The organism is Actinomyces sp. oral taxon 897 (assembly GCF_002999235.1).
Taxonomy (GTDB): Bacteria; Actinomycetota; Actinomycetes; order Actinomycetales; family Actinomycetaceae; genus Actinomyces.
Genome location: NZ_CP027236.1, coordinates 900,721 through 922,459, shown reverse-complemented (window position 1 = coordinate 922,459; position 21,739 = coordinate 900,721). Strand labels below are relative to the sequence as shown.

The 21,739-nt window shown below is 72.9% G+C and carries 16 protein-coding genes; 10 read left to right on the top strand and 6 right to left on the bottom strand.

The genetic code is table 11. The features are described 5' to 3' along the window. Positions 1–399: 399 nt before the first annotated feature. Positions 400–1,983 (bottom strand): cation:proton antiporter family protein, encoded by a 1,584-nt coding sequence (locus tag C3V41_RS03720; protein WP_254423668.1) that lies wholly within the window; start codon positions 1,981–1,983, stop codon positions 400–402. 324 nt (positions 1,984–2,307) lie between these two features. On the opposite strand from C3V41_RS03720, the gene C3V41_RS03715 reads away from it, so the two are divergent. Both C3V41_RS03715 and C3V41_RS03710 read left to right on the top strand, forming a co-directional pair. Next, positions 2,308–2,880 (top strand): toxin-antitoxin system HicB family antitoxin, encoded by a 573-nt coding sequence (locus C3V41_RS03715; protein ID WP_129591471.1) that lies wholly within the window; start codon positions 2,308–2,310, stop codon positions 2,878–2,880. A 39-nt stretch (positions 2,881–2,919) separates the two neighbouring features. Continuing rightward, positions 2,920–3,654 (top strand): DUF4097 family beta strand repeat-containing protein, encoded by a 735-nt coding sequence (locus C3V41_RS03710; RefSeq protein ID WP_106109156.1) that lies wholly within the window; start codon positions 2,920–2,922, stop codon positions 3,652–3,654. Between the two features lie 99 nt (positions 3,655–3,753). On the opposite strand, the gene C3V41_RS03705 is transcribed toward C3V41_RS03710, so the two are convergent. Next, complete coding sequence (locus tag C3V41_RS03705) at positions 3,754–6,288, bottom strand: DEAD/DEAH box helicase (RefSeq protein ID WP_106109155.1); 2,535 nt, start codon at positions 6,286–6,288, stop codon at positions 3,754–3,756. A gap of 762 nt (positions 6,289–7,050) precedes the next feature. On the opposite strand from C3V41_RS03705, the gene C3V41_RS13545 reads away from it, so the two are divergent. The 3 genes from C3V41_RS13545 (at position 7,051) to aspS (ending at position 11,610) form a co-directional block, all read left to right on the top strand. Further along, on the top strand, positions 7,051–8,958 hold the full coding sequence (locus tag C3V41_RS13545) for a hypothetical protein (RefSeq protein WP_254423667.1): 1,908 nt from the start codon (positions 7,051–7,053) through the stop codon (positions 8,956–8,958). After that, positions 8,955–9,689 (top strand): DNA-directed RNA polymerase II, encoded by a 735-nt coding sequence (locus tag C3V41_RS03695; RefSeq protein WP_106109154.1) that lies wholly within the window; start codon positions 8,955–8,957, stop codon positions 9,687–9,689. Before C3V41_RS13545 ends, C3V41_RS03695 begins: the two co-directional genes overlap by 4 nt. A gap of 124 nt (positions 9,690–9,813) precedes the next feature. Then, positions 9,814–11,610 (top strand): aspartate--tRNA ligase, encoded by a 1,797-nt coding sequence (aspS, locus tag C3V41_RS03690; protein WP_106109153.1) that lies wholly within the window; start codon positions 9,814–9,816, stop codon positions 11,608–11,610. Between the two features lie 97 nt (positions 11,611–11,707). Here the strand turns inward: aspS and C3V41_RS03685 are convergent, their stop codons facing one another. From C3V41_RS03685 to C3V41_RS03675, 3 genes are all read right to left on the bottom strand, one after another. Then, a complete protein-coding gene (locus C3V41_RS03685) occupies positions 11,708–12,031 on the bottom strand; it encodes a hypothetical protein (RefSeq protein WP_106109152.1) in 324 nt (107 codons plus the stop codon). Next, the gene (locus C3V41_RS03680) at positions 12,015–12,332 is read right to left on the bottom strand and encodes an ArsR/SmtB family transcription factor (protein ID WP_106109151.1); all 318 of its coding nucleotides are present in this window, start codon (positions 12,330–12,332) and stop codon (positions 12,015–12,017) included. The genes C3V41_RS03685 and C3V41_RS03680 overlap by 17 nt, the downstream gene beginning before the upstream one ends. Positions 12,333–12,400: 68 nt before the next feature. After that, positions 12,401–12,940: a hypothetical protein gene (locus C3V41_RS03675; protein WP_254423666.1), complete on the bottom strand. Its 540-nt coding sequence runs from the start codon at positions 12,938–12,940 to the stop codon at positions 12,401–12,403. A gap of 28 nt (positions 12,941–12,968) precedes the next feature. On the opposite strand from C3V41_RS03675, the gene C3V41_RS03670 reads away from it, so the two are divergent. Beyond that, complete coding sequence (locus C3V41_RS03670) at positions 12,969–13,550, top strand: TetR/AcrR family transcriptional regulator (RefSeq protein ID WP_106109150.1); 582 nt, start codon at positions 12,969–12,971, stop codon at positions 13,548–13,550. 59 nt (positions 13,551–13,609) lie between these two features. Continuing rightward, a complete protein-coding gene (locus tag C3V41_RS03665; RefSeq protein ID WP_106109149.1) occupies positions 13,610–14,227 on the top strand; it encodes an L-threonylcarbamoyladenylate synthase in 618 nt (205 codons plus the stop codon). A gap of 92 nt (positions 14,228–14,319) precedes the next feature. Here C3V41_RS03665 and C3V41_RS03660 read toward each other — a convergent pair whose 3' ends face one another. Beyond that, positions 14,320–16,623, bottom strand: coding sequence for an MMPL family transporter (locus C3V41_RS03660; RefSeq protein WP_106109148.1), 2,304 nt, complete (start codon positions 16,621–16,623; stop codon positions 14,320–14,322). 102 nt (positions 16,624–16,725) lie between these two features. On the opposite strand from C3V41_RS03660, the gene C3V41_RS03655 reads away from it, so the two are divergent. From C3V41_RS03655 to alaS, 3 genes are all read left to right on the top strand, one after another. Further along, complete coding sequence (locus C3V41_RS03655) at positions 16,726–18,147, top strand: replication-associated recombination protein A (protein WP_106109147.1); 1,422 nt, start codon at positions 16,726–16,728, stop codon at positions 18,145–18,147. Positions 18,148–18,266: 119 nt separating this feature from the next. Further along, entirely contained in the window at positions 18,267–18,890 is a 624-nt protein-coding gene (rpsD, locus tag C3V41_RS03650; RefSeq protein WP_106109146.1) for a 30S ribosomal protein S4, read from the top strand. Between the two features lie 146 nt (positions 18,891–19,036). Continuing rightward, positions 19,037–21,739: an alanine--tRNA ligase gene (gene alaS, locus C3V41_RS03645; RefSeq protein WP_106109145.1), complete on the top strand. Its 2,703-nt coding sequence runs from the start codon at positions 19,037–19,039 to the stop codon at positions 21,737–21,739.

The following is a 21,739-nucleotide window of genomic DNA, read 5'->3' as shown; positions in this document are numbered from 1 at the left end:
CGCTACCAGCTGGGCGGCACGGCCTGCTGGCCCTGCCCGCCGGGGCCGTGCCACGGTGGGCATGACGTACGGGGCCGGGGCTAAAGCCCCCGTACCCGTTAGGACCGGACGCCCAAGGCCGGGGGATTGTGGGGGCCAGCCCTCACAATCGCTTGGTTGCGGGGCCCGTCGTGGATCGTCCAGGGGATCGTGGGGGCCGGGCACCCGTGGGGCCTAGGTCCTCCTGGCTTGGTCGGCCTGGTCGAGGGGCTCGGCACCCGTGGGGCCCAGAGCGGGTCACTGTTGCGGGCCAGGAAGTCCTGTGAGCCCGCTGTGAGCGGCCCCGTTCTCACGACGAACAAGTACCGTTCTCACGACGAACAAGTACCGTTCTCACGGGGAATAAGTACCGTTCTCGCGTTAGGGGCGGGCGCCGACCGTCTCCACGGCCTCGGCCAGGGCCGCCCCCAGGCCGTCGTAGGCGTTAATGACGGCGTCCACCCCACAACGGCGCATCTCGGCGGCCTCGTCGTCCCACCGGGCCACCGCAATGACCCGCCCCTCGAAGGAGGACCGCTCCAGCCACTCCAGGACGTGGAGGTTGGCTCCCGGCTCGGGCATGGCCAGGACGGCCTTGGTGGCGTGGACGGCGTCGAGACGCTCCCAGAAGTCCTGGTCGGTGGCGTCGGCCTCCATGACGCGCAGTCCGGCCCGGCCCAGGCGCTCCACCTTGGAGGCGTCGTTGTCAATACCCAGCACGCCGCTCTCCCCGTCGGCCACCAGCCGGGCGTAGGTGGCCCGCCCCACCCGTCCCATACCGAAGACCACGGTCTGCACCCCGGCCAGGTCCACCGGCTGCTCCTCGGGGTGGAGGGTGTGGTCGCAGCGGTGGGGGATGCGGGCGGTCAGGGCGCGCACGAGCCGGGCGGGGCCGCGGTTGGCCACCGAGGAGACCACGAAGCTCAGCGCCAGGGCCAGGCAGGCCGCGGCCTGCCACTGCTCGCCCAGGTCCCCGTGCCTCACGGCCACCGCCACCACAATGAGCGCGAACTCGCTGTAGGCCGTCATCGCCAGCCCCACCAGCACGCAGGTGCGCCGACGCATCCCCAGCACGCGGACCACGACCGTGTAGGTCAGGGCGCGCAGCGGCAGCAGCCCGAGCAGCGCGAGCGCCACGGCCACCGCCCCGGCCCCCGGGGACCCGTCCAGGCCGATGGACACGAAGAAGCTCACCAGGAGAAGCTCCTTAATGGTGAACAGGCTCGCCGAGAGCTCCCTGGCGGCGGGGTGGGAGGCCAGCAGCGCCCCCATGAGCAGGGCCCCCAGGTCGCCGTCGAGTCCCAGGAGGGTGAACAGGAGGTAGCCGGGCAACAGGGCCATGGCAATACCGAACAGGGTGCGCATCTCCCCGTGGCTCACGCGGTCCAGGACGCGGCCCAGCACCCTGGAGGCCGGCCACAGCAGCACCAGGGCGGCCGCCCACGGGCTGGGGGTGAGACCGGCGGCCAGGGTCATGTAGGCCACGGCGAGCACGTCCTGGACGACCAGCACGCCAATGGCGATCCGCCCGTAGAGCGCCCTGGTGTCGTCACGCTCCTCCAGGAGCTTGACCACCACGACGGTGGAGGAGAAGGACAGGGCCAGCCCCAGGCAGGCCACCCCGGTGGGGGTGACGGCGTCCGCGGTCAGGCCGCAGGCCACGAGGCCGCCCACGAGTGCCGTGGACGCCAGGTCCAGGACGAGCGTGGTGGCCACCGCCGTGCCAATGACCTCCCGACGGGCCAGGACCCGCAGGTCGAGCTTGAGCCCGATAGTGAACAGCAGCACCGCCACACCCAGGTCGCCCAGGACCTCCACGTAGCCCAGGTGCTCCACATCACAGGCTCCCAGGACGAAGCCCGCGGCCAGGAAGCCCACCAGGGGAGGCAGACGCAGGAGCGTGGCGGCGAAGCCCAGCAGGACGACCGCGGTCAGGTAGACGGCAGGGGTCAGTGCAGGGCTCACGGCAAGCTGGTCCTCATCGATCGAAGCGGTCGGCCACCGTATTCATACCACGAGGTCAGGGCCTCCCGCGCACCGGGCGCCCTCGCGGCCGGCCGCGTACCCGGCTGACGGGCGGCCAGGGCCCCGTGCGCGCCGGGCACCCCCCGGTACTCGATCGGCTCGACGACCACGGGCCAGGGCCCCGTGCGCGCCGGGCACCCCGGGGCGCTGGTCCCCGCCGGGCACGTCCCCACCGACGTACCGGGGCCACGGTCGCACCACGGTGGTGTCACGACGGAGCCACTCAACTTGCATATGGTGTCACAGTGGTGTCATTATGGTGTCATGGATATGAACCTGTACACGGAGACCCTTGCCAAGGCCCTCCAGGACGCCGCCAGCCTGGGGGACCAGACCACCCAGGAGGTCTCCCGGAGGCTCGTGGTGGCCATTGAGCCCTCCCTGCGCCTGACAGCCCTCCAGATGCTCACCGAGGTCGCCGAGGAGGTCAGCGCCGAGCTCGACTCCACCCGTGTCAGCGTGGTCATGAACGGGCCCGCCCCGCACCTGCAGGTCATTGAGCTGCCCCCGCCGCCGCCCTCCGCCCCCGTCCCGGGCGACCAGGCCCCCGGCGAGGAGCCCCAGGGCGACCAGCCCACGCCGCCCCAGGACGACGAGGCCGAGGTCCGCACCACCCTGCGCCTGCCCGCCGCCCTCAAGCGCAAGGTCGAGGCCGCCGCCCAGGCCCAGGGCCGCTCCGTCAACGCCTGGCTGGTGGAGGCCGTCAGGGAGGTCCTGTCCTGGGACGACGAGGACGGCGGCTACGAGGGCCAGGAGGGCTCCCACTGGGGCCCGTCCTCCCGCCCGCCCCGGGCCGCCCGCACCTCCGCCCCCACCCTCAACGGCTGGTTCGCCTGACGGCCCGCGGCCGCACCTCTAGAGTTAAGGAAAGACCTCATGCCAATCTGGACCTTCGACGTCACCGGGCCGCAGGCGCCGGTACTCGCCCTGGACCTGTCCTCCCTGAGCGTGGTGACCTTCCCCGGCGCCGGCGGCTCCATCACCGTGGAGGCCACCGAGGAGCAGGCCCGTATCCTGGCCGTGGAGGCCGACGGACAGCGGGTCACGGTCAGCCAGACCGCCACGACGGGACGGGACCGCCTGGCCGGGCTGCTGCCCTGGACCGACTGGTTCGGGCGCATCCGCGTGACCGTCCCCCAGGGGGCGTGCCTGGAGGGGCGCCTGAGCGCCGGGGGGATCAACGCCATGCAGCCCTGGGAGAGCGTGCGCCTGACCACCATGGCCGGCTCCATTAAGGTCGGCCCCTGCCAGAACGCGGACCTGCGGGCCGAGGCCGGCTCCATCCGCGTGGCCTCCGTCAACGACGGCCGTTTCACCACCCAGGCCGGGTCGGTGGTCCTGTCCATGACCACCGGGGACGTCATGGCCAGCACCGAGGCCGGGTCGGTGAAGGTGGAGCGGGCGACCTCCGGGCACCTGGACCTGCGCTCCTCCCTGGGGTCGATCAAGGTCGGCGTCCCCGCCAGCACCGCCGTCCACCTGGACTGCAGCTCCCGGCTGGGCAGCGTCACCACGGACCTGAGCCCCTGCGCCCAGCCGCCCCAGGAGCGCCAGCAGCTGTTCCTGAACGCCCGCACCGAGTTCGGCACGGTCAGGATCCGCAGGGCCTAGCCCCTTCCTCCACGCGCACGACGGCGGCCCGACCTCTTTCCAGAGGCCGGGCCGCCGTCCCGTTGCGGGCCCGGACGTCCTCTTACTAACAGGACCGTCTCAGTAGGAGCGACCGTCCCGGTCCTCCCGGCGCGGGCCGCGGCGGTCCTGCCACTGGCTGTCGCGTCCGCCGCGGAAGCCGCCCCGATCGCCGTCGCGCCCGCCGCGGAAGCTGCGCTCACCGCGGTCCTCACGCCCGCGGAAGCCGCGGTCCCCGCGGTCGCCGTCACGCTCGAAACGACGCCCACCACGGTCGTCGTAGTCCCGGCGCGGGCCGCGGCGGTCCCACTGGCCGTCACGCCCACCACGGAAGCCGCCCCGGTCGCCGTCGCGCCCGCCGCGGAAGCCGCGCTCACCACGGTCCTCACGCCCACGGAAGCCGCGGTCCCCGCGGTCACCGTCACGCTCGAAACGACGCCCACCACGGTCGTCGTAGTCCCGGCGCGGGCCGCGGCGGTCCCACTGGCCGTCACGCCCACCACGGTCGTCGCGCGAACCGCCCCAGCCGTGGCCGGGCCCGTCGTCCAGACGCATGCGCAGCTCCCGGCCGGCAAAGGTCGCGTGCCTGAGGGACTCCAGCTGGCTCTCGCTCAGCGGGGCGTAGACGGTCACCAGGGAGAAGGACTGGAGGATGTCGATCTTACCGATCTCGGAACCGGGGATACCGGCCTCGTTGGCGATCGCGCCCACGATCGCGCCGGGCATGACACGGTCACGGTGACCGACCTCGACGCGGTAGACGGTCCCCGGGCCGTCGTGCTGCTGACGGCGCCCGCCCCGGTTGCCACCACGCTCCTGGCGGCCCCGCCGGGCGCCGTCCCGGCCGCCCTCGAAGGAGGCCGACACGAAGCTGCCCTCGTCGTCCACGGTGACCTCACGGCGCTCGCGGCCCCGGGAGGACTCGCCCTCACGCCGCTGCGGACCCTCGTCGCCCACGGCCAGCGCCAGCAGGGTGGCGGCCAGGTCCCCGACGCTCACGTCCAGCTCCCTGGCCTTGTCGTCCACCAGGGAGGTGTACATCCCCAGCCGACCGCGCTCGTAGCGCGAGGCGGCCCGCTCCAGGAGCTGGGTGGCGCGGTGCGAGGAGACGTCGGCGGGGGAGGGCAGGGTGATCTCCTCCAGGCGGGTGCCGGTCAGGCGCTCGATCTGGCGGAGCTTGGACTTCTCCTTGGGGGTCAGGAAGGTCACGGCCTCCCCGTGGCGCCCGGCGCGCCCGGTACGCCCGATGCGGTGCACGTAGGCCTCGGCCTCGCGGGGGACGTCGAAGTTGACCACCAGGCCGATACGGTCCACGTCCAGGCCGCGGGCGGCCACGTCGGTGGCCACCAGCACGTCCAGGGTGCCGGCGCGCAGGCGCTCGACCAGGCGCTCACGCTCACGCTGGGGGACGTCCCCGGAGATGGCGGCGGCCTGGATGCCCCGGCCGGCCAGCTCGAGGGCCACGTCCTCGGCCGTGGACTTGGTGCGCACGAACACGATGGCGGCCTGGGCCTCGGTGACGGCCAGGACCCGGGAGACCGCACCGATCTTGTGGCGGAAGGGCACCACGGCGTAGGTCTGGTGGACGGTGTCCACCGTGGAGGCCTGGGGGGAGACCTCGATCTGGACCGGCTCAGTCAGGTGCTGACGGGCGACGGCCTGGATCGCGGGCGGCATGGTGGCGGAGAACAGGGCCGTGCGACGCTCCTCAGGCAGGGAGGAGGCAATGGTCTCCACGTCCTCGGCGAAGCCCATGCGCAGCATCTCGTCGGCCTCGTCCAGCACGAAGTAGCGCACCGAGTCCAGGCTCAGGGCACCCTTGTCAATGAGGTCGATAATGCGGCCGGGGGTGCCCACCACCACCTGGGCCCCGTCGCGCAGCGCACCGATCTGCGGGCCGTAGGGGGCGCCGCCGTAGACGGCGACGACCTCCAGGCCGCGGGAGCGGTGGGCCATGTCGGTAATGGCGTCGGCGCTCTGGAGGGCGAGCTCGCGGGTGGGGGCCAGGACCAGGGCCTGGACGACGCCCTCGCGGGCGTCCACGGCGTCGAGCAGCGGCAGGCCGAAGGCGGCGGTCTTACCGGTACCGGTCTGGGCCACGCCCACCACGTCGCGCCCGGCCAGGAGGACCGGGATGGCCTCCTTCTGGATCGCGGTGGGGGTCACGAAGCCCATGTCGGTCACGGCCTTGAGCAGGTCCGCGGGCAGGCCGAGGTCGGCGAAGGTGGTCTCGGCCTCACCGGGCTCATCCTCGGCCTCGTCCCCGGAGTCCAGGAAGGGGGCGTGGCCGTCGACGTCGTCCTCGACGGTCTGGGTGTCGCCCTCGTCGGCGTCGTCCCCGGCGTCGTCCTCCGGGTCGGCCTCGGGCACGTCGCGCTCGACGTCGTCGTCCTCGTCCTCGTGCTCCACGTCCTCGGGGTCCTCGGGGGAGTCGGAGGAGGCGGGGGAGGCGAAGTCCTCGGGGGAGCCGGGCGAGGAGTGGGGGACGGCCAGGGGCTCGGCCCGCTCAGTCTGCTCGGTCTGCTCCTCGGCGGCAGGGGGCTCCTGGCCCGCGGTCTCGGCGTTGAAGAGAGCGTCCAGGCTCAGGGGCGCGGACGCATTGGTGTCATTGCTCATGGAGTTATCCCAGATCTGGCCCCTGAAGTACCTGTGGGGCCGACGCGGAGTGTGGGGGAGGGCAGGTTGCGCTCCACTCTTGCCGCACCACCCACCACACTCGCCACGCACCGGCTCCCAGGTGCCCTGGGACTGGTGGCTGACAGGCTGTACGCACAGACTTACGGGAGTACTGCCCGGGAAGTTCCTGGCAGCCCCGAACGGGGTCGGATACGGTTCGCTCCTGCCCATGAGGCTAGCCGATGCCGACACCCGCCGGACCCCCGCGCGCACCACATCACACGGTGAGGTGTCTCTCGACCCGCAGCAGCTCGCGGCGGGTGGGCAGCGGTCCCAGCGTGGGCGGCCGCGCGGGCCTCCATGTCCGCGCCCAGCAGGTAGCGCTGGGCGGCCCCCAGCGTGGGCGGCCGTGCGACGGGCCCCTGTCTTGTACGGGTCGGGGAGGCGGCCCCAGGGGGCGATGGTGTGGGGGACGACCCCGGGCGCCACGCAGGCGGCCCCCAGGGGGCGTGGGAGGCCGTGTGCCCGTTATTGTGAGCGGTCCGGACCCGTTCTGGCGCGGCGAAGGTGCGCTCGGGTCGGTAAAGTCGGTACAGTGGGCAGGTGTGTACCTCTCCGGGCCAACGTGGTCACGAGGAACGTGCACCTTCTACCCACACCCCGCTTCCCCTCGTCCAAAGGCTGTCGATGACCCCCTACCGCCCTCGTCATGCTGCCAGTCGAGCGCCGCGCCCCGTGCGGCGCACCGCTGTGGTGACCGCGGTGACGACAGTGCTCCTGCCTGCCGCCGCGTGGGCGGTGCCCGGCACCGTCATGGTCGTCAGCGACTCCTGGGACACCCCCGTCAGGACCTCCGGGGCCGACGGCATACAGGACATAGCGAGCCGGTGCGTGCCGAACCTGACCGTCCTCCAGCCCGACGCCACCCGGGCCGCTGACGAGGTGATCCCCACCTACGACCCCGCCGGGTCGCTCTGGCTGCGCACGGGCGGGTGGTGCGACTCCCACGGCGCCACCCTCAGGGCGCCGTCGGTCACCCTCAACGTCATTGACCCCGCCACGGGGGCGGTGACCCCCTACCCCCTGGGCTGGAGCATGCGTCTGCGTGCCAATGGCAGCCGCTACGGGAGCCTGACCCTGAGCCGCCTGCTGGACGGCAGCCACCTGGCCGACCCCGCCACCGGACTGTTCTCCCTGACCCTGACCAGCGGGACGACGAGCGTGACCAGCAACGTCTTCCGGGTCAGGGGGACCCAGCAGGCCGCGGAGCCCGAGCCCGACCCCGCCCCCAGCTGCCCCGACCCCCTCACCACCCTGGTCCTGGGGCCTGACGCCGTCCCCGGTGGCGAGCCGCGCTACCTCTCGGCGAGGCGGGTGTGGCTGCGTGCCACCGGCCTGTGCGTGGACGGCGTGACAGTGGACGGGACCGTGGAGATCAGCGTGGAGGTGCGGCGTACCGACCGCCCCACCGAGTCGCGCACCCTCCTGTACGACGTCCCGGTACACCAGGGTAGCTTTACCGTCCCTTTGGACCTGAGCGAGGCCATTCCCGACGGCCCCGACTCGGTGGGCACCTACCAGCTCGACGTCATGGTCAGGGGACGGCACGCCGCGAACGTGAGCAGCCTGAGCATTGTGCCCGCCCCCACGCCCAGCCCGGCTCCCACGCCCTCCCCCTCACCCTCACCGGCCCCGAGCGTGACGCCCACGCCCAGCCCGGCCCCCGGCGACCACCCGGCCGACCCCTCCACCCCGCCCCCGACGGCGCCCCCCGGCGAGACGGCCCAGCCCACCCAGGAGCCCACCCAGGCACCTGCCCCCGTGGCGCCCACTCAGGCACCCGTCCCGGAGCCGACCGGGCCGGGCGCGGCCGTCCCGCCGGAGCCGGCCCCCACGGAGCCCGCGCAGCCCCAGCCCGCCCCGGACCAGGGGGCCACGCCCGCCCCACCGGACCAGGACGACGCCGGCATCCAGTCCATCCAGCCCCACGCGCCCTCGCCGTCCCAGCCCCCCGAGCTGGCTACGCCCCCGGAGCCTGAACCGGACCCCGCCCCCCGGGACGGGCGGGACGAGGACGCGGACGCCGTCGACCTGTCCCTGGACGACGACGTCCTGTCCCCGCTCCTGGACCGCCTGACCCAGGAGCCCGAGGTGGCCCCCGAGCAGGAGCGCCTGGTCCGTCCCGACGTCGTGCCCCAGTCCCCGGTCACCGACGCCGGGGACCTGGACTCCTCCAACGCGGGATCCCTGTCCGGGGGGCGCCACGGCGACACCGTCACCCTGACCCTGCCCCGCTCCAAGGCGAAGGAGGGCGACTGGGTGGCGGTCTTCACCTTCCCCGGGTCGGTGAGCGCGGGCTGGATCCAGGTCGACTCCACCAACTCCGTCACCGTGGACATCTCCTCCCTGCCTGAGGGCACCTACCAGCTCGCCGTCGCCGACCGGAACAACGAGCTGCTCGGCTGGGCCCAGCTGGAGGTGAGCAGCGTCGCCAGCCAGCCCCTGACCGGAGGGGCCTCCCTGCGCACCGTGCGCCCCGACACCACCCAGAGGCAGATCCTCAGGCCGGCGGACTGGATGCTGGTGGCCGCCGGGGGCGTCCTGGCCCTGGGCACGGTGTCCTTCACCGTCATGGCCCACGAACGCCCCAGGCGGGGGAGGCGCCAGTGAGACTGTCGGCACTTCTGCGGCGCGCCACCGGACCGGTCCTCCTGGTCGCCCTCACGGTGCCCGTCCCGGTTCCCGCGACCCCGGCCGAGGGACTGGTTGTCGTGGCGCCCCCCGCGGAGACCTCCACGACCGGGACCGCCTCGACGGTGAGCCCCTCGACGGTGGCCACCGGCGGGACCCTGTCCTACACCCTCTCCGGCTTCCCCCGCGGCGCCACCGTCCAGGTCCTCATTGACGACGGCACCCTGGCCCCCGCGGACGACGCCGCCCACGGGGTCGTCATGGAGGTGACCGTCTCCGCCTCAGGGACCTCCTCAGGGGCCTTCGAGCTGCCCGCCTACGTCAGCGAGGGACAGCACTGGCTGCGCTTCCGCGTGTCGGCGGGCCAGGACGTGCCCGCCTCGCCGGTCCGGACCCTGGACTACACCAACAGGTCGCCCCTGTTCACCGTGGGCGCGGTCACCGTGATCGGGGGCGCCAACCCGGTGGCCTCCTCCACCCCGACGCCTACCTCGACGCCTCGGGCCAGCACCTCGCCCACGGGCACCTCCGTGGGCGCGACCACGGCCCCGCCCAGCAGCTCGGGCGACTTCCCGGTGGTGGGGGCCTCGGTCCTCATTGTGGCCGTGGCCCTGGCGACGACGGGGGTCGGGGTGTCCATCCACCGCCGTCGGCTGGTGGCCACGGCGCGGGTGGCCTCCTCCAGCCAGCTGGAGGCCACCCCGAGCTGAGCGGGCACCCGGCGGGCCGACGGCGGCCTCGGACGTAGGATGGCCGACGGCGCCCGCCCGTCTCGCGGTGCGCCCCGAGCGGGCACCGGGCCGGTGCCCCCGTACCGGGAAGGAACCCAGCACCGTGCTGCGAACCCACACCGCAGGCTCCCTGCGCACCTCCGACATCGGCCGCATCGTCACCCTCACCGGGTGGGTGGACCGCCGTCGTGACCACGGGGGGGTGGCCTTTATCGACCTGCGTGACGCCTCCGGCATCGCCCAGGTGGTCATCCGTGAGGAGGTCGCCCACGACCTGCGGGCCGAGTACGTCCTGGCGGTCACGGGCGAGGTGGCCAGGCGCCCCGAGGGCAACGCCAACCCCAACCTGCCCACGGGCGAGGTCGAGGTCGTGGTGAGTGACGTCGAGATCCTCAACCCCGCGGCCCCGCTGCCCTTCCAGGTCTCCGACCACGCCGAGGACGTCGGCCAGGTGGGGGAGGAGGCCCGCCTGCGCTACCGCTACCTGGACCTGCGCCGCAGCCCCATGCAGCACGCCATGCGCCTGCGCGCGGCGGCCAACCAGGCCGCGCGCCGGGTCCTGGACGCCCACGGCTTCGTGGAGGTCGAGACCCCGACCCTGACCCGCTCCACCCCCGAGGGGGCCCGTGACTTCCTGGTCCCCGCGCGCCTGGTGCCGGGGTCCTGGTACGCCCTGCCCCAGAGCCCCCAGCTGTTCAAGCAGCTGCTCATGGTGGCCGGCATGGAGCGCTACTACCAGATCGCCCGCTGCTACCGCGACGAGGGCTTCCGCGCCGACCGCCAGCCCGAGTTCACCCAGCTGGACGTGGAGATGAGCTTCGTGGAGCAGGACGACGTCATCGCCGTGGCCGAGGAGGTGCTGCACGAGGTCTGGGCCCTGACCGGCTACGAGCTGCCCACCCCCATTGCGCGCATGACCTACCGCGACGCCATGGAGCGGTACGGCACGGACAAGCCCGACCTGCGCTTCGGGTGCGAGCTGGTGGACCTGACCGACTACTTCAGGTCCACCACCTTCCGCGTCTTCCAGGCCCCCTACGTGGGCGCCGTGGTCATGCCCGGCGGGGCCTCGCAGTCGCGCCGGACCCTCGACGCCTGGCAGGAGTGGGCCAGGCAGCGCGGTGCCAGGGGCCTGGCCTACGTCACCGTCGCCCAGGACGGGACGCTGGGCGGCCCGGTGGCCAAGAACATTACCGACGCCGAGCGCACCGGCCTGGCGGCGGCCGCCGGGGCGGAGCCGGGGGACTGCATCTTCTTCGCCGCGGGCGACGTGGACGCCTCCCGGGCGCTGCTGGGCGCCGCCCGCCTGGAGATCGGCAGGCGCTGCGGGCTCATTGACGACGACGTGTGGTCCTTCGTGTGGGTGGTGGACGCGCCCCTGTTCAAGCCGTCGGCCGAGGCCCGTGCCGAGGGCGACGTGGCCCTGGGCAGGTCGGCCTGGACGGCCGTGCACCACGCCTTCACCTCGCCCAAGCCCGAGTGCCTGAAGACCTTTGACACCGACCCGGGCAGCGCCCTGGCCTACGCCTACGACATTGTGTGCAACGGCAACGAGATCGGCGGCGGCTCCATCCGTATCCACCGGGCCGACGTCCAGGAGCGGGTCTTCAAGGTCATGGGCATCGGCCAGGACGAGGCCCGTGAGAAGTTCGGCTTCCTGCTGGAGGCCTTCAAGTTCGGTGCCCCGCCCCACGGGGGCATCGCCTTCGGCTGGGACCGCATTGTCTCCCTGCTCACCCACTCGGCCTCTATCCGCGACGTCATCGCCTTCCCCAAGTCCGGGGGCGGCTACGACCCGCTGACCGAGGCGCCCGCCCCGATCACCGCCCTCCAGCGTAAGGAGGCCGGGGTCGACGTCGTGCCCGAGGTCACCAGGGACACGGCCTCGGCGAAGGCCTGAGGCGCCTGCTGCCCCCGGACGCGGGCAGGCGCTGGAGCGGGCACCGCGGGTACACGGACGGCCCGGGACGTAGTCCCGGGCCGCCCGTCGCGTCGTCTCAGACGGCGTGGTTGCAGGTGGGGCAGGTGCAGTCGGGGCAGGTGCACGAGGAGCAGGAGTCCGAGCAGTGCTCGCAGCTGCAGGTGTTGTGGTTGCAGGTGGGGCAGGTGCAGTCCTCGCACTCGCACAGGGCGCAGTAGTCCGAGCAGTCCGGGCAGGAACAGGTGGTGCACTCGTCGTAGTGGCCGTTGTCCTCGTGGTGGAGGTGGCCGTCGTGCAGGTAGTCCACGTGGTTGCCGTGGATAATGGCGTGGTGGCCGCAGTCCGGGCCGTGGGTGTGGTGGTGGGCCTCGGCGGGGCGGTGCTCAATGGTGGCAGTCATGGTCGTGCTCCTGGGTGTGTCCGAGCGCGTCAAGGAGGATTGACGCGACGTGGTCGTCAACAAGGCGGTACGTGGTGCGCCGTCCGTCGCGCTCAGCCTGGACGAGGTGCCCCTCGCGCAGCAGGCGCAGGTGGTGCGAGACCAGCGGCTGGGACAGGCCGAGCATGGTGGTGAGCTCGGTGACGTCCGCGGGCGAGCGGGTCAGGCGGTGGACGATGGACGCCCGGGTCGGGTGCGCCAGGGTCCTGAACAGCGCGACGACGCGCGCTATGTCCTGGGGACCGGCCGTCCTTCCTTGCATAAAGGCAACTTTATATCAAGGCTTCTTGATGAGTCAAGGCGGTCCCGGCCCCCCTCGGGCGGTCTTGGTCACGCCCGCCCGCGCCGGTAGCCCACCAGCGCCACCGTCAGGGCCGCTGGCCACAGCAGCATGGGGGCGTAAGCCAGGGCCAGGACCCAGGTCTGGCCCGGGCTCATGCCCTGGGCGGGGGTCCAGCCCGGCGGGTCGCTCAGGGCCGCCCTGGCAAAGCGGAACGCGACCGAGTAGACGACGAGGTAGAGCAGGGCGTCGCCGCCCCCTCCCAGCACCAGGGGCAGGCGGCGGGGGATCCTCCTGCCGCCCAGGCCGGGCACCCAGCGGGGGACCACCTCCCCCCACGGCCGGCACAGCCCCACGCACGCCACGGCGGCGCCGACCTGGACGACCTCCAGGGCGAGGACGTAGACGGTCCCGCCCGCGCTGTCCCGATAGCGGTAGGCGTCCCTGAAGCCCACGTCCGCCCCGGCCATCATGGCCACCCGCCAGCACGCCGAGGGCAGGGCGCACCCCAGGCAGGCCCAGCAGGCGGCCCTGGCCCAGGGCGGGCGGGGGAGCGCCCCAGTAAATAGATTACTGATTCTAAAACCCATGGCCACACGCTACCGCTAGGCTTCCACCATGGCAAGACCGGCACGGTTCAGCACGGACGGTCTCCTCGACGCCGCCGCCCAGGCGCTCCTGGAGCACGGGCACAATGTCACGGTGATGCAGGTCGCCCGGACCGCCGGGGCGCCCACGGGGTCGATCTACTACCGCTTTACCTCCCGTGAGGAGCTGCTCATCAGGCTGTGGCTGCGCTGCGTGCGCCGCTTCCACGCGGGCTTCCTTAAGGCCTGCCGCTCAGAGCCCGCCGCCGACGCCGTCGTGTCCGCCGCCGTCCACATCCCCCGCTTCTGCCGGGAGAACCCCGTCGACGCCTACGGCATGACCCTCTACCACCGCGCCGAGCTGCTGAGGGACGCCCCGGTGGGCCTGCGCCAGGATGTCGCCACCCTCAATGACGAGGTCGATGCCGCGACCCGGGATCTGGCGCGCCGCCGCTACGGGGCCCTCGACCCCCGCCGGGAGGCGCTGCTGTACACGGCCACACGGGTGTGCCCCTACGGCATGGTGCGTCCCTACGTCGGCGGCCAGGTCCCCGACTGGCTCGACGAGGCCGTCGCGTCCGCCGCGGGCGCCGTCGCCGCGCTCGGGGACTGAGGCGGCCCCCGCCAGTGCGTCGGACCGACGGACGCAGGGCGTCAGGGCACAATACGAGCATGTCACGCTACATCGAGATCCATCCCCTCAACCCCCAGGCCCGCCTCGTCAGCAAGGTGGTAGACACCCTGCGTGACGGCGGGCTCATCGCCTACCCCACAGACTCTGGCTACGCCCTGGCCTGCGCTCCGGCGAACAAGGAGGGGCTGGACCGGATCCGGGCCATCCGCCAGCTCGACAGCAAGCACAACTTCACCTTCGTCTGCGCCAGCTTCGCCCAGGCCGGCTCCCTGGCCATCGTGGGCAACAACGCCTTCCGCCTCATTAAGCGCCTGACGCCGGGCCCCTACACCTTCATCCTCAAGGGCACCAAGGAGGTGCCCCGTATGACCCTCAACCCCAAGCGGCACACCCTGGGCCTGCGGATCCCCGACCACGCCATCACCCAGGCCCTGGTGACCGAGTTCGGCGCCCCGGTGCTGTCCTCGACCTTTATCCGCCCGGGCAACACCGAGCCCGAGTCCAGCGGGTGGGAGATCGAGGAGGCGCTGGGACACCTCATTGACGTGGTCATCGAGGGGCCCGTCGGCTCCACCGAGCCCACCACCGTCATCGACCTCACCGAGGACGCCCCCGAGATCCTGCGGGCCGGGGCGGGGGACACCTCCGTCATCTGAGCGGCCCACGCCGTCCCGTCCCGGCCCGAGCGGGACGGGACGGACCGGCCCCCGACGCCGCCCGGGGCCTTCGCCGTCTGCCCGGGTGGGGGCTATTCCCGGATCCCGTACCTCTCGTAGAGACTGGTCAGGCGCGCCGGCGCCCACCAGTTCCAGTGGCCCAGCAGGGTCATGGTCGCCGGGACCAGGAGCATGCGCACCACCGTGGCATCCAGGGCCACAATGACGGCCATGGCGACCCCCAGCTCCTTAATGACCAGCATGTCGCCGGTGACAAAGCCCAGGAACACCGTCACCATAATGAGGGCCGCGCTGGTGACGACCCGTCCCGAGCGCTGGAGGCCCTTCTCCACGGCGGCGTCGTTGCCCTCGCCCTCGTCCCAGTACTCCTTGACCCGGGCCAGCAGGAAGACCTCGTAGTCCATGGCCAGGCCGAAGCCCACCCCCAGGGCGGTGACCAGGACGTAGGTCTCCACCCCGCCCATCGGCGTGAAGCCCAGGAGCCGGGCCCCGTGCCCGCCCTGGAAGATCCACGCCAGCACCCCCAGGGAGGCGGCCAGGGACAGGGCGTTGACCACCAGGGCCTTGAGGGGGACCAGCACCGAGCCGGTCATGAGGAACAGCAGGACGAAGGTGGACACCACGATCAGGCCCAGCGCCCAGGGCAGCCCTGAGAAGATCGTCTCGCGGAAGTCCAGCTGGGTGGCCGCCTGGCCGGTCACCCACGTCTGGTAGGGGGGGGTCAGGGCCCGCAGGGCGCTGACCGCCGCCTCCGCCGTCCGGGAGGAGGGATCCCCCTCCAGATCCAGGTAGACCACCGTGTATTGCCCGGCCGTGGCCGAGCGCAGCACCGAGGTCACCCCGGGGGCGGTGGCGACCTCGGTGTTGATAAAGGTGGTGACCGACTCGCCCGTGCCCGCCATAATGAGGGTCGCGTCCTGCTGGGCGGCCGAGGGGTAGTTCCTCGACAGCTCCTCAAGGTACTCACGCTGGCTGGAGTCCTCGGGCAGGAGCTCGGTGGTGGAGGACAGCAGGTGGAGCCCGCCCAGGGGCAGGCACAGGACCACCAGGAAGGTCAGGCACCCGGCCAGGACGTACCACGGGCGGGCGTGGACCCGCCGTGCCAGGGCCGCGAAGACGCCGTCGTGGCTGGTGACGTCACCGAGCCGACGCTGGAGGGCGCCCAGCCCCGGGACGCGCTGGAGGACCGAGGGGCCCACCATCCGGCGGCCGAAGATGACCAGGACGGCGGGCACCAGGGTCAGGGCCGCCGCCACGGACAGCAGGACCACCGCCAGGCCGGCCAGGCCGATGTTGTACAGGATCGAGGTCCCCATGACCAGCAGCCCCAGCATGGAGACGGCCACGGTCAGGGCGGAGAAGAGGACGGTGCGCCCGGCGGTCCGCAGGGTCGTGGTCATGCAGTCCACAATGACCGGGTCGCGTCGCCCCGCCCGCTGCCTGCGCCCCTGGCCCCTGGGCGCCATCTGGGACTCCGCGTGGGCCCGGGCCAGCTCCTCCCGGTAGCGGGAGGTAATGAGCAGGCCGTAGTCGATGGACAGCCCCAGGCCGATGACGCTGACGATATTGACCACGAAGGACTGCAGGTCCGTCCCCAGGCTGAGCGCCCACAGGACCCCCAGGGTCGAGGCGATCGAGGCCAGGGCCCCGATCAGGGGCATCCCCGCCGCCAGGAAGCCGCCGAAGACCAGCACCATGACCAGCAGGGCCAGCGGCAGGGAGACGGCCTCGCCGTGCAGGAGGTCACGCTCCACCTGGTCGTTGACGGCGGCGTCCGTCAGCCGGTGGTCCGAGACAATGCCCGCTGCCCGCGCGTCCACGTCGGTGAGGCTGTCGGGTACCTGGGCCAGGCGGGCCTCCACCCGGGAGACGAGGGCGTCACGCTGCTTGATGTAGCCCTGGTAGCCCCGGTCCTTCCTGGACAGCACGGTGGAGCCGTTGGGGTCCACGGTCACGATCATGAGGAAGCCGTCCAGGTCCTTGGCGGCCAGCACCTGGGCGGCCGCCTCCGACAGGCCCCCGGGGACCACGAAGGGATCCAGGACGTTCCCGTCACCGACCATGGTGCGCAGGTCCTTGTGGGCGTCGGCCAGGGCGGCGCTCACCGCCTCCCGCTGGGCGGGGGTGGAGATGTCCACCCCGGTAATGAGCAGGTTCACCGTCGTGCCGTCACCCGACAGGGTGTCCAGGACCTGCTGCCCCTGGGCGCTCTGTGTGCCCTCCACGGCGGCGTCGCCGGGGCTCAGGCGCTCGAACAGGTTCCTGCCGCCCAGCCCCGTGCCGGCTAGAAGGAGGCACACCAGGGCGACGGCGGCCCAGGCCCCCACCACGATCCAGGCGTCCTTAATGACATGTCGAGCGAGCCACTGCAGCATGCAGCCATTGTCCCACGTGTGTCGCACTGCTCCTTACCGCGGCCTTATCCCGGGGACGGAGGGGGCGGCGCCGGTGTCGCCGCCTCGCGCTAGGGTCGGGCCATGGACCTGTTTGACGCCGTCGGGACGGACGAGGCCGGCCTGCCCGTGGACACCCACGCCCCGCTGGCCGTGCGCATGAGGCCGCGCAGCCTGGAGGAGGTCCTGGGGCAGGACCACCTGCTGGCCCCCGGCTCCCCGCTGCGCCGCCTGGTGGAGGCCCCCGTCCTCAGCGGCCGGGGCGGGGCCGGGGTGTCCTCGGTGGTCCTGTGGGGGCCTCCCGGCACCGGGAAGACCACGCTGGCCTACCTGGTGGCGCGTGGCAGCGGCCGACGCTTCGTGGAGCTCTCGGCCGTGACCGCGGGCGTCAAGGACGTGCGCGCCGTCGTCGGCGACGCCAGGCACCGTCTGGCCGCCGGCGGCCAGGAGACGGTCCTGTTCATTGACGAGGTCCACCGCTTCTCCCGCTCCCAGCAGGACGCCCTGCTGCCCAGCGTGGAGAACCGCTGGGTCACGCTCATCGCGGCCACCACCGAGAACCCCGCCTTCTCCGTGGTCTCCCCCCTGCTGAGCCGCTCCCTGCTGCTGACCCTCCACCCGCTCGGGCCCGACGACGTCGCCCGGCTCCTGGAGCGCGCGGTGGCCGACGAGCGGGGCCTGGGCGGCTCGGTGGCCTTAAGCGACCAGGCCCGTGACCAGGTGGTGCGCCTGGCCGGGTCGGACGCCCGCAAGGCGCTGACCGTCCTGGAGGCCGCCGCCGCCAGCGTGCTGGAGGCCCGCGCCGGGGCACCCGGCAGGGCCGCGGGACCGGGGGAGGACGGGCCCGGGGCCCAGGAGGGCGCGCAGGCGGGCGTCATCACGGTGCAGGACGTCGAGGCCGCCGTGGACGTGGCCGCCGTGCGCTACGACCGTGCCGGTGACCAGCACTATGACGTGGCCAGCGCCTTTATCAAGTCCATGCGGGGCTCCGACCCCGACGCCACCCTGCACTACCTGGCCCGCATGGTCGCCGCGGGGGAGGACCCGCGCTTTATCGCCCGACGCATTGTCATCCAGGCCGCCGAGGACGTGGGACTGGCCGACCCCACCGTGCTGGCCACCGCCGTCGCCGCCCAGCAGGCCGTGGCCCTGATCGGTATGCCCGAGTCCCAGCTGGTCCTGGCCGAGGCCGCCCTGGCCGTGGCCACCGCCCCCAAGTCCAACGCGGTGACCACGGGCATACTGGAGGCCCTGGCGGACGTGCGGGCCGGCAGGGGCGGGACGGTGCCCGCGCACCTGCGTGACGCCCACTACGCCGGGGCCCAGGAGATAGGGCACGGGACGGGGTACCGCTACGCCCACGACTACCCCCACCACGTGGCGCCCCAGCGCTACCTGCCCGAGGACCTGGCCGGTACCGAGTACTACCACCCCACCACCAACGGCTTTGAGGACCGCCTCACACGCCGGGTCGCCAGCGTGCGCGCCATCCTCCGCTCGGGCTAGAGTGCTCGGGTTACCCGGGCCCAGTCCGCCCGGGTGCTCCTGGGGTCCCGGCCCGTTCGCGGCTGACCCCGCGCCGGCAGACGCCGGCGCGCGAGCACCCTCCGACAGGAAAGAGAACCATGAGCTCCTCCCGCTCCCGCCGTCAGGTGCGCCTCTCCCGCGCCCTGGGCATCCCGCTGACCCCCAAGGCCGTGAAGTACTTCGAGCGCCGCCCCTACGGCCCCGGTGAGCACGGCCGGGCCCGCCGCCGGGCCGAGTCCGACTACGCCGTCCGCCTCAAGGAGAAGCAGCGTCTGCGCGCCCAGTACGGCATCCGCGAGGCCCAGCTCCAGCGCGTCTTCAAGGAGGCCCGTCGGGAGAAGGGGCTGACCGGTGAGTCCCTGGTCGAGCTGCTGGAGATGCGCCTGGACGCCCTGGTCCTGCGCTCCGGGTTCGCCCGCACCATCGCCCAGGCCCGCCAGGACGTGGTCCACCGCCACATTATGGTGGACGGCAAGGTCGTGGACCGCCCCTCCTTCCGGGTGCGCCCCGGCCAGACCATCCAGGTCCGCCCCCGCTCCCAGGTCATGGTCCCCTTCCAGGTGGCTGCCGCCGGCGCCCACCGTGACGTCCTGCCTCCGGTGCCGGACTACCTCACGGTCGAGCTGGAGAAGCTCTCCGCCACCCTGGTGCGCCGCCCCAGGCGCGAGGAGGTCCCCGTGATCTGCGACGTGCAGATGGTCGTCGAGTACTACTCCCGCTGAGCGCCTCGTGCCCAGCGCCCGGAGCGCCCCGGACCTCTGTCGGTTCGGGGCGCCCGGCGTTCCGGGGTACGCTCACCCCGGCCTGATCAACCAGTCACCACCGCACCCGGCCCCGGACCGGGTCCCCACCCACGAACAGGACGAGCATGCGAACCTCCGAGATCCGCTCACGCTGGCTGGACTACTTCGCCGCGCACGACCACGAGGTGCGGCCCTCGGTCTCGCTCATCTCCCCCGAGCCCTCGATCCTCTTCACGGTCGCCGGCATGGTGCCCTTTATCCCCTACATCCTGGGGGCCGAGCCCGCCCCCTGGCCCCGGGCCGCCAGCGTGCAGAAGTGCATCCGCACCAACGACATCGACAATGTGGGGAAGACCACCCGGCACGGCACGTTCTTCCAGATGAACGGCAACTTCTCCTTCGGGGACTACTTCAAGGAGGGGGCGATCGACTACGCCTGGGACCTGCTGACCGGCAGCCGGGACGAGGGCGGGTACGGCCTGGACGGGGACCGGCTGTGGATGACGATCTGGGAGGAGGACCAGGTCTCCTACGACCACTGGACCCGGGTGGTCGGCGTGCCGGCCGAGCACGTCCAGAAGCTGCCCTTCGCCGAGATCTCCTGGTCCACCGGCCAGCCCGGCCCGGCCGGGGCCTGCTGCGAGATCCACTACGACCGCGGGCCCGCCTACGGCCCCGACGGCGGCCCCGCCGCCGACGCCCAGGGCGACCGCTTCCTGGAGATATGGAACCTCGTCTTCGACGAGTTCGTGCGCGGTGAGGGCCGGGGCCACGACTTCGAGCTCGTGGGCAGGCTCGACCGGACCGCCGTCGACACCGGCGCGGGCCTGGAGCGCCTCGCCTTCGTCATGCAGGACAAGCCCAATATGTACGAGATTGACGAGGTCTACCCCGTCATCGCCGCCGCCCAGGCCATGAGCGGGCGGACCTACGGCCTCGGGGCCGGCCCCGAGGCCGGCGACGCCTACCTGGACGACGTGCGCATGCGCGTGGTCGCCGACCACGTGCGCTCCGCCCTCATGCTCATTTCCGACGGCGTGCGCCCCGGCAACGACGGGCGCGGCTACGTGCTGCGCCGCCTCATCCGCCGCGCCGTGCGCTCCATGCGCCTGCTGGGCGTGGAGGAGGCCGCCCTGCCCACCCTGCTGACGGCCTCCAGGGACGCCATGAAGGCCTCCTACCCCGAGCTGGAGGAGAACTGGTCGGCCATCTCCGACGTCGCCTTCGGCGAGGAGGAGGCCTTCCGACGCACCCTGGCCGCGGGCACCACCATCCTGGACACGGCCGTGGCCCGGGCCAAGGAGGAGGGCGCTGGCAGGCCCCTGCTGTCAGGGCGCTCCGCCTTCGAGCTGCACGACACCTACGGCTTCCCCATCGACCTGACCCTGGAGATGGCCGCCGAGCAGGGCGTGGCCGTGGACGAGGCCGCCTTCCGCACGCTCATGGACGAGCAGAGGGAGCGGGCCCGCGCCGACGCCCGGGCCAAGAAGGCCGGTCACGCCGACATCCGCGTCTTCCAGGACCTGGTCAAGGAGCTCGACGGGGGCTCGGTCTTCCTGGGCTACACCGACTCCAGCGCCGAGGCCACCGTCGCGGGCCTCCTGGTGGACGGCGTCCCCCAGCCCGCCGCCACCGCCCCCGCCCACGTCGAGGTCGTCCTGGACCGCACCCCCTTCTGGGCCGAGATGGGCGGCCAGCTCGCCGACCAGGGCGTCATCCGCCTGGCCGAGGGGGGCACGGTCGAGGTCGACGACGTCCAGGCCCCCGTCAAGGGCCTGACCGTCCACCGCGGGCGCCTCACCGAGGGCACCCTCACCGTGGGGGAGCGCGCCTGGGCGCAGATCGACACCGCCCGCCGCCTGGCGATCGCCCGCGCCCACACCTCCACCCACATGGTCCACAAGGCCCTCCACGAGGTCGTCTCCTCCACCGCCACCCAGGCCGGGTCGGAGAACTCCCCCTCCCGCCTGCGCTTCGACTTCCGCCACGGCTCCGCCCTGGCCGCCGACCAGGTCGAGGGCATTGAGGAGCTGGTCAACGCCAAGCTCGCCGAGGACCTGCCGGTCACCGACGAGGTCATGGACATCGACGCCGCCCGCGCCACCGGCGCCATGGCCCTGTTCGGTGAGAAGTACGGCAGGCGGGTCCGGGTGGTCTCCATCGGGGGGGACTGGTCCAAGGAGCTGTGCGCCGGCACCCACGTGCCCACCACCGGCCGTATCGGGCGTGTCACCGTGGTGGGGGAGTCCTCCATCGGCTCGGGCGTGCGGCGCATTGACGCCCTGGTCGGGGACGGCGCCTACGGCTTCCAGGCCAGGGAGCACGCCCTGGTCTCCCAGCTCTCCGCCCTGGTGGGGGGGCGCGCCGAGGAGCTGCCGGACCGCGTGGCCGCGCTCATGGGCCGCCTGAAGGAGGCCGAGAAGAAGCTCGCGGCCGCCGAGCAGGCCGCCCTGGCCGCCCGGGCCGACGAGGTCGTGGCCGCCGCCCGCGATGTGGGCGGGGTGCGCCTGGCCTCCCTGGCGGTCGGCCAGGTCGGCTCCGCCGACGCCCTGCGCTCCCTGGCCCTGGACGCCCGCGGCCGCATGGGCAGCTCCGAGCCCGCCGTCGTGGTGGTGGCCGGCCTGGCCGGCGGGCGGCCGCTGGTGGTGGTCGCCACCAACCAGGCGGCCCGGGACCAGGGGCAGCGGGCCGGGGCGCTGGTGCGGGTGGCCGCCAGGGTCCTGGGCGGTGGCGGCGGCGGCAAGGACGACGTCGCCCAGGGCGGCGGCCAGGACGCCGGGGCGCTGGACGCGGCCCTGGAGGCGGTGGCCCACGAGCTCGGGGCCTGA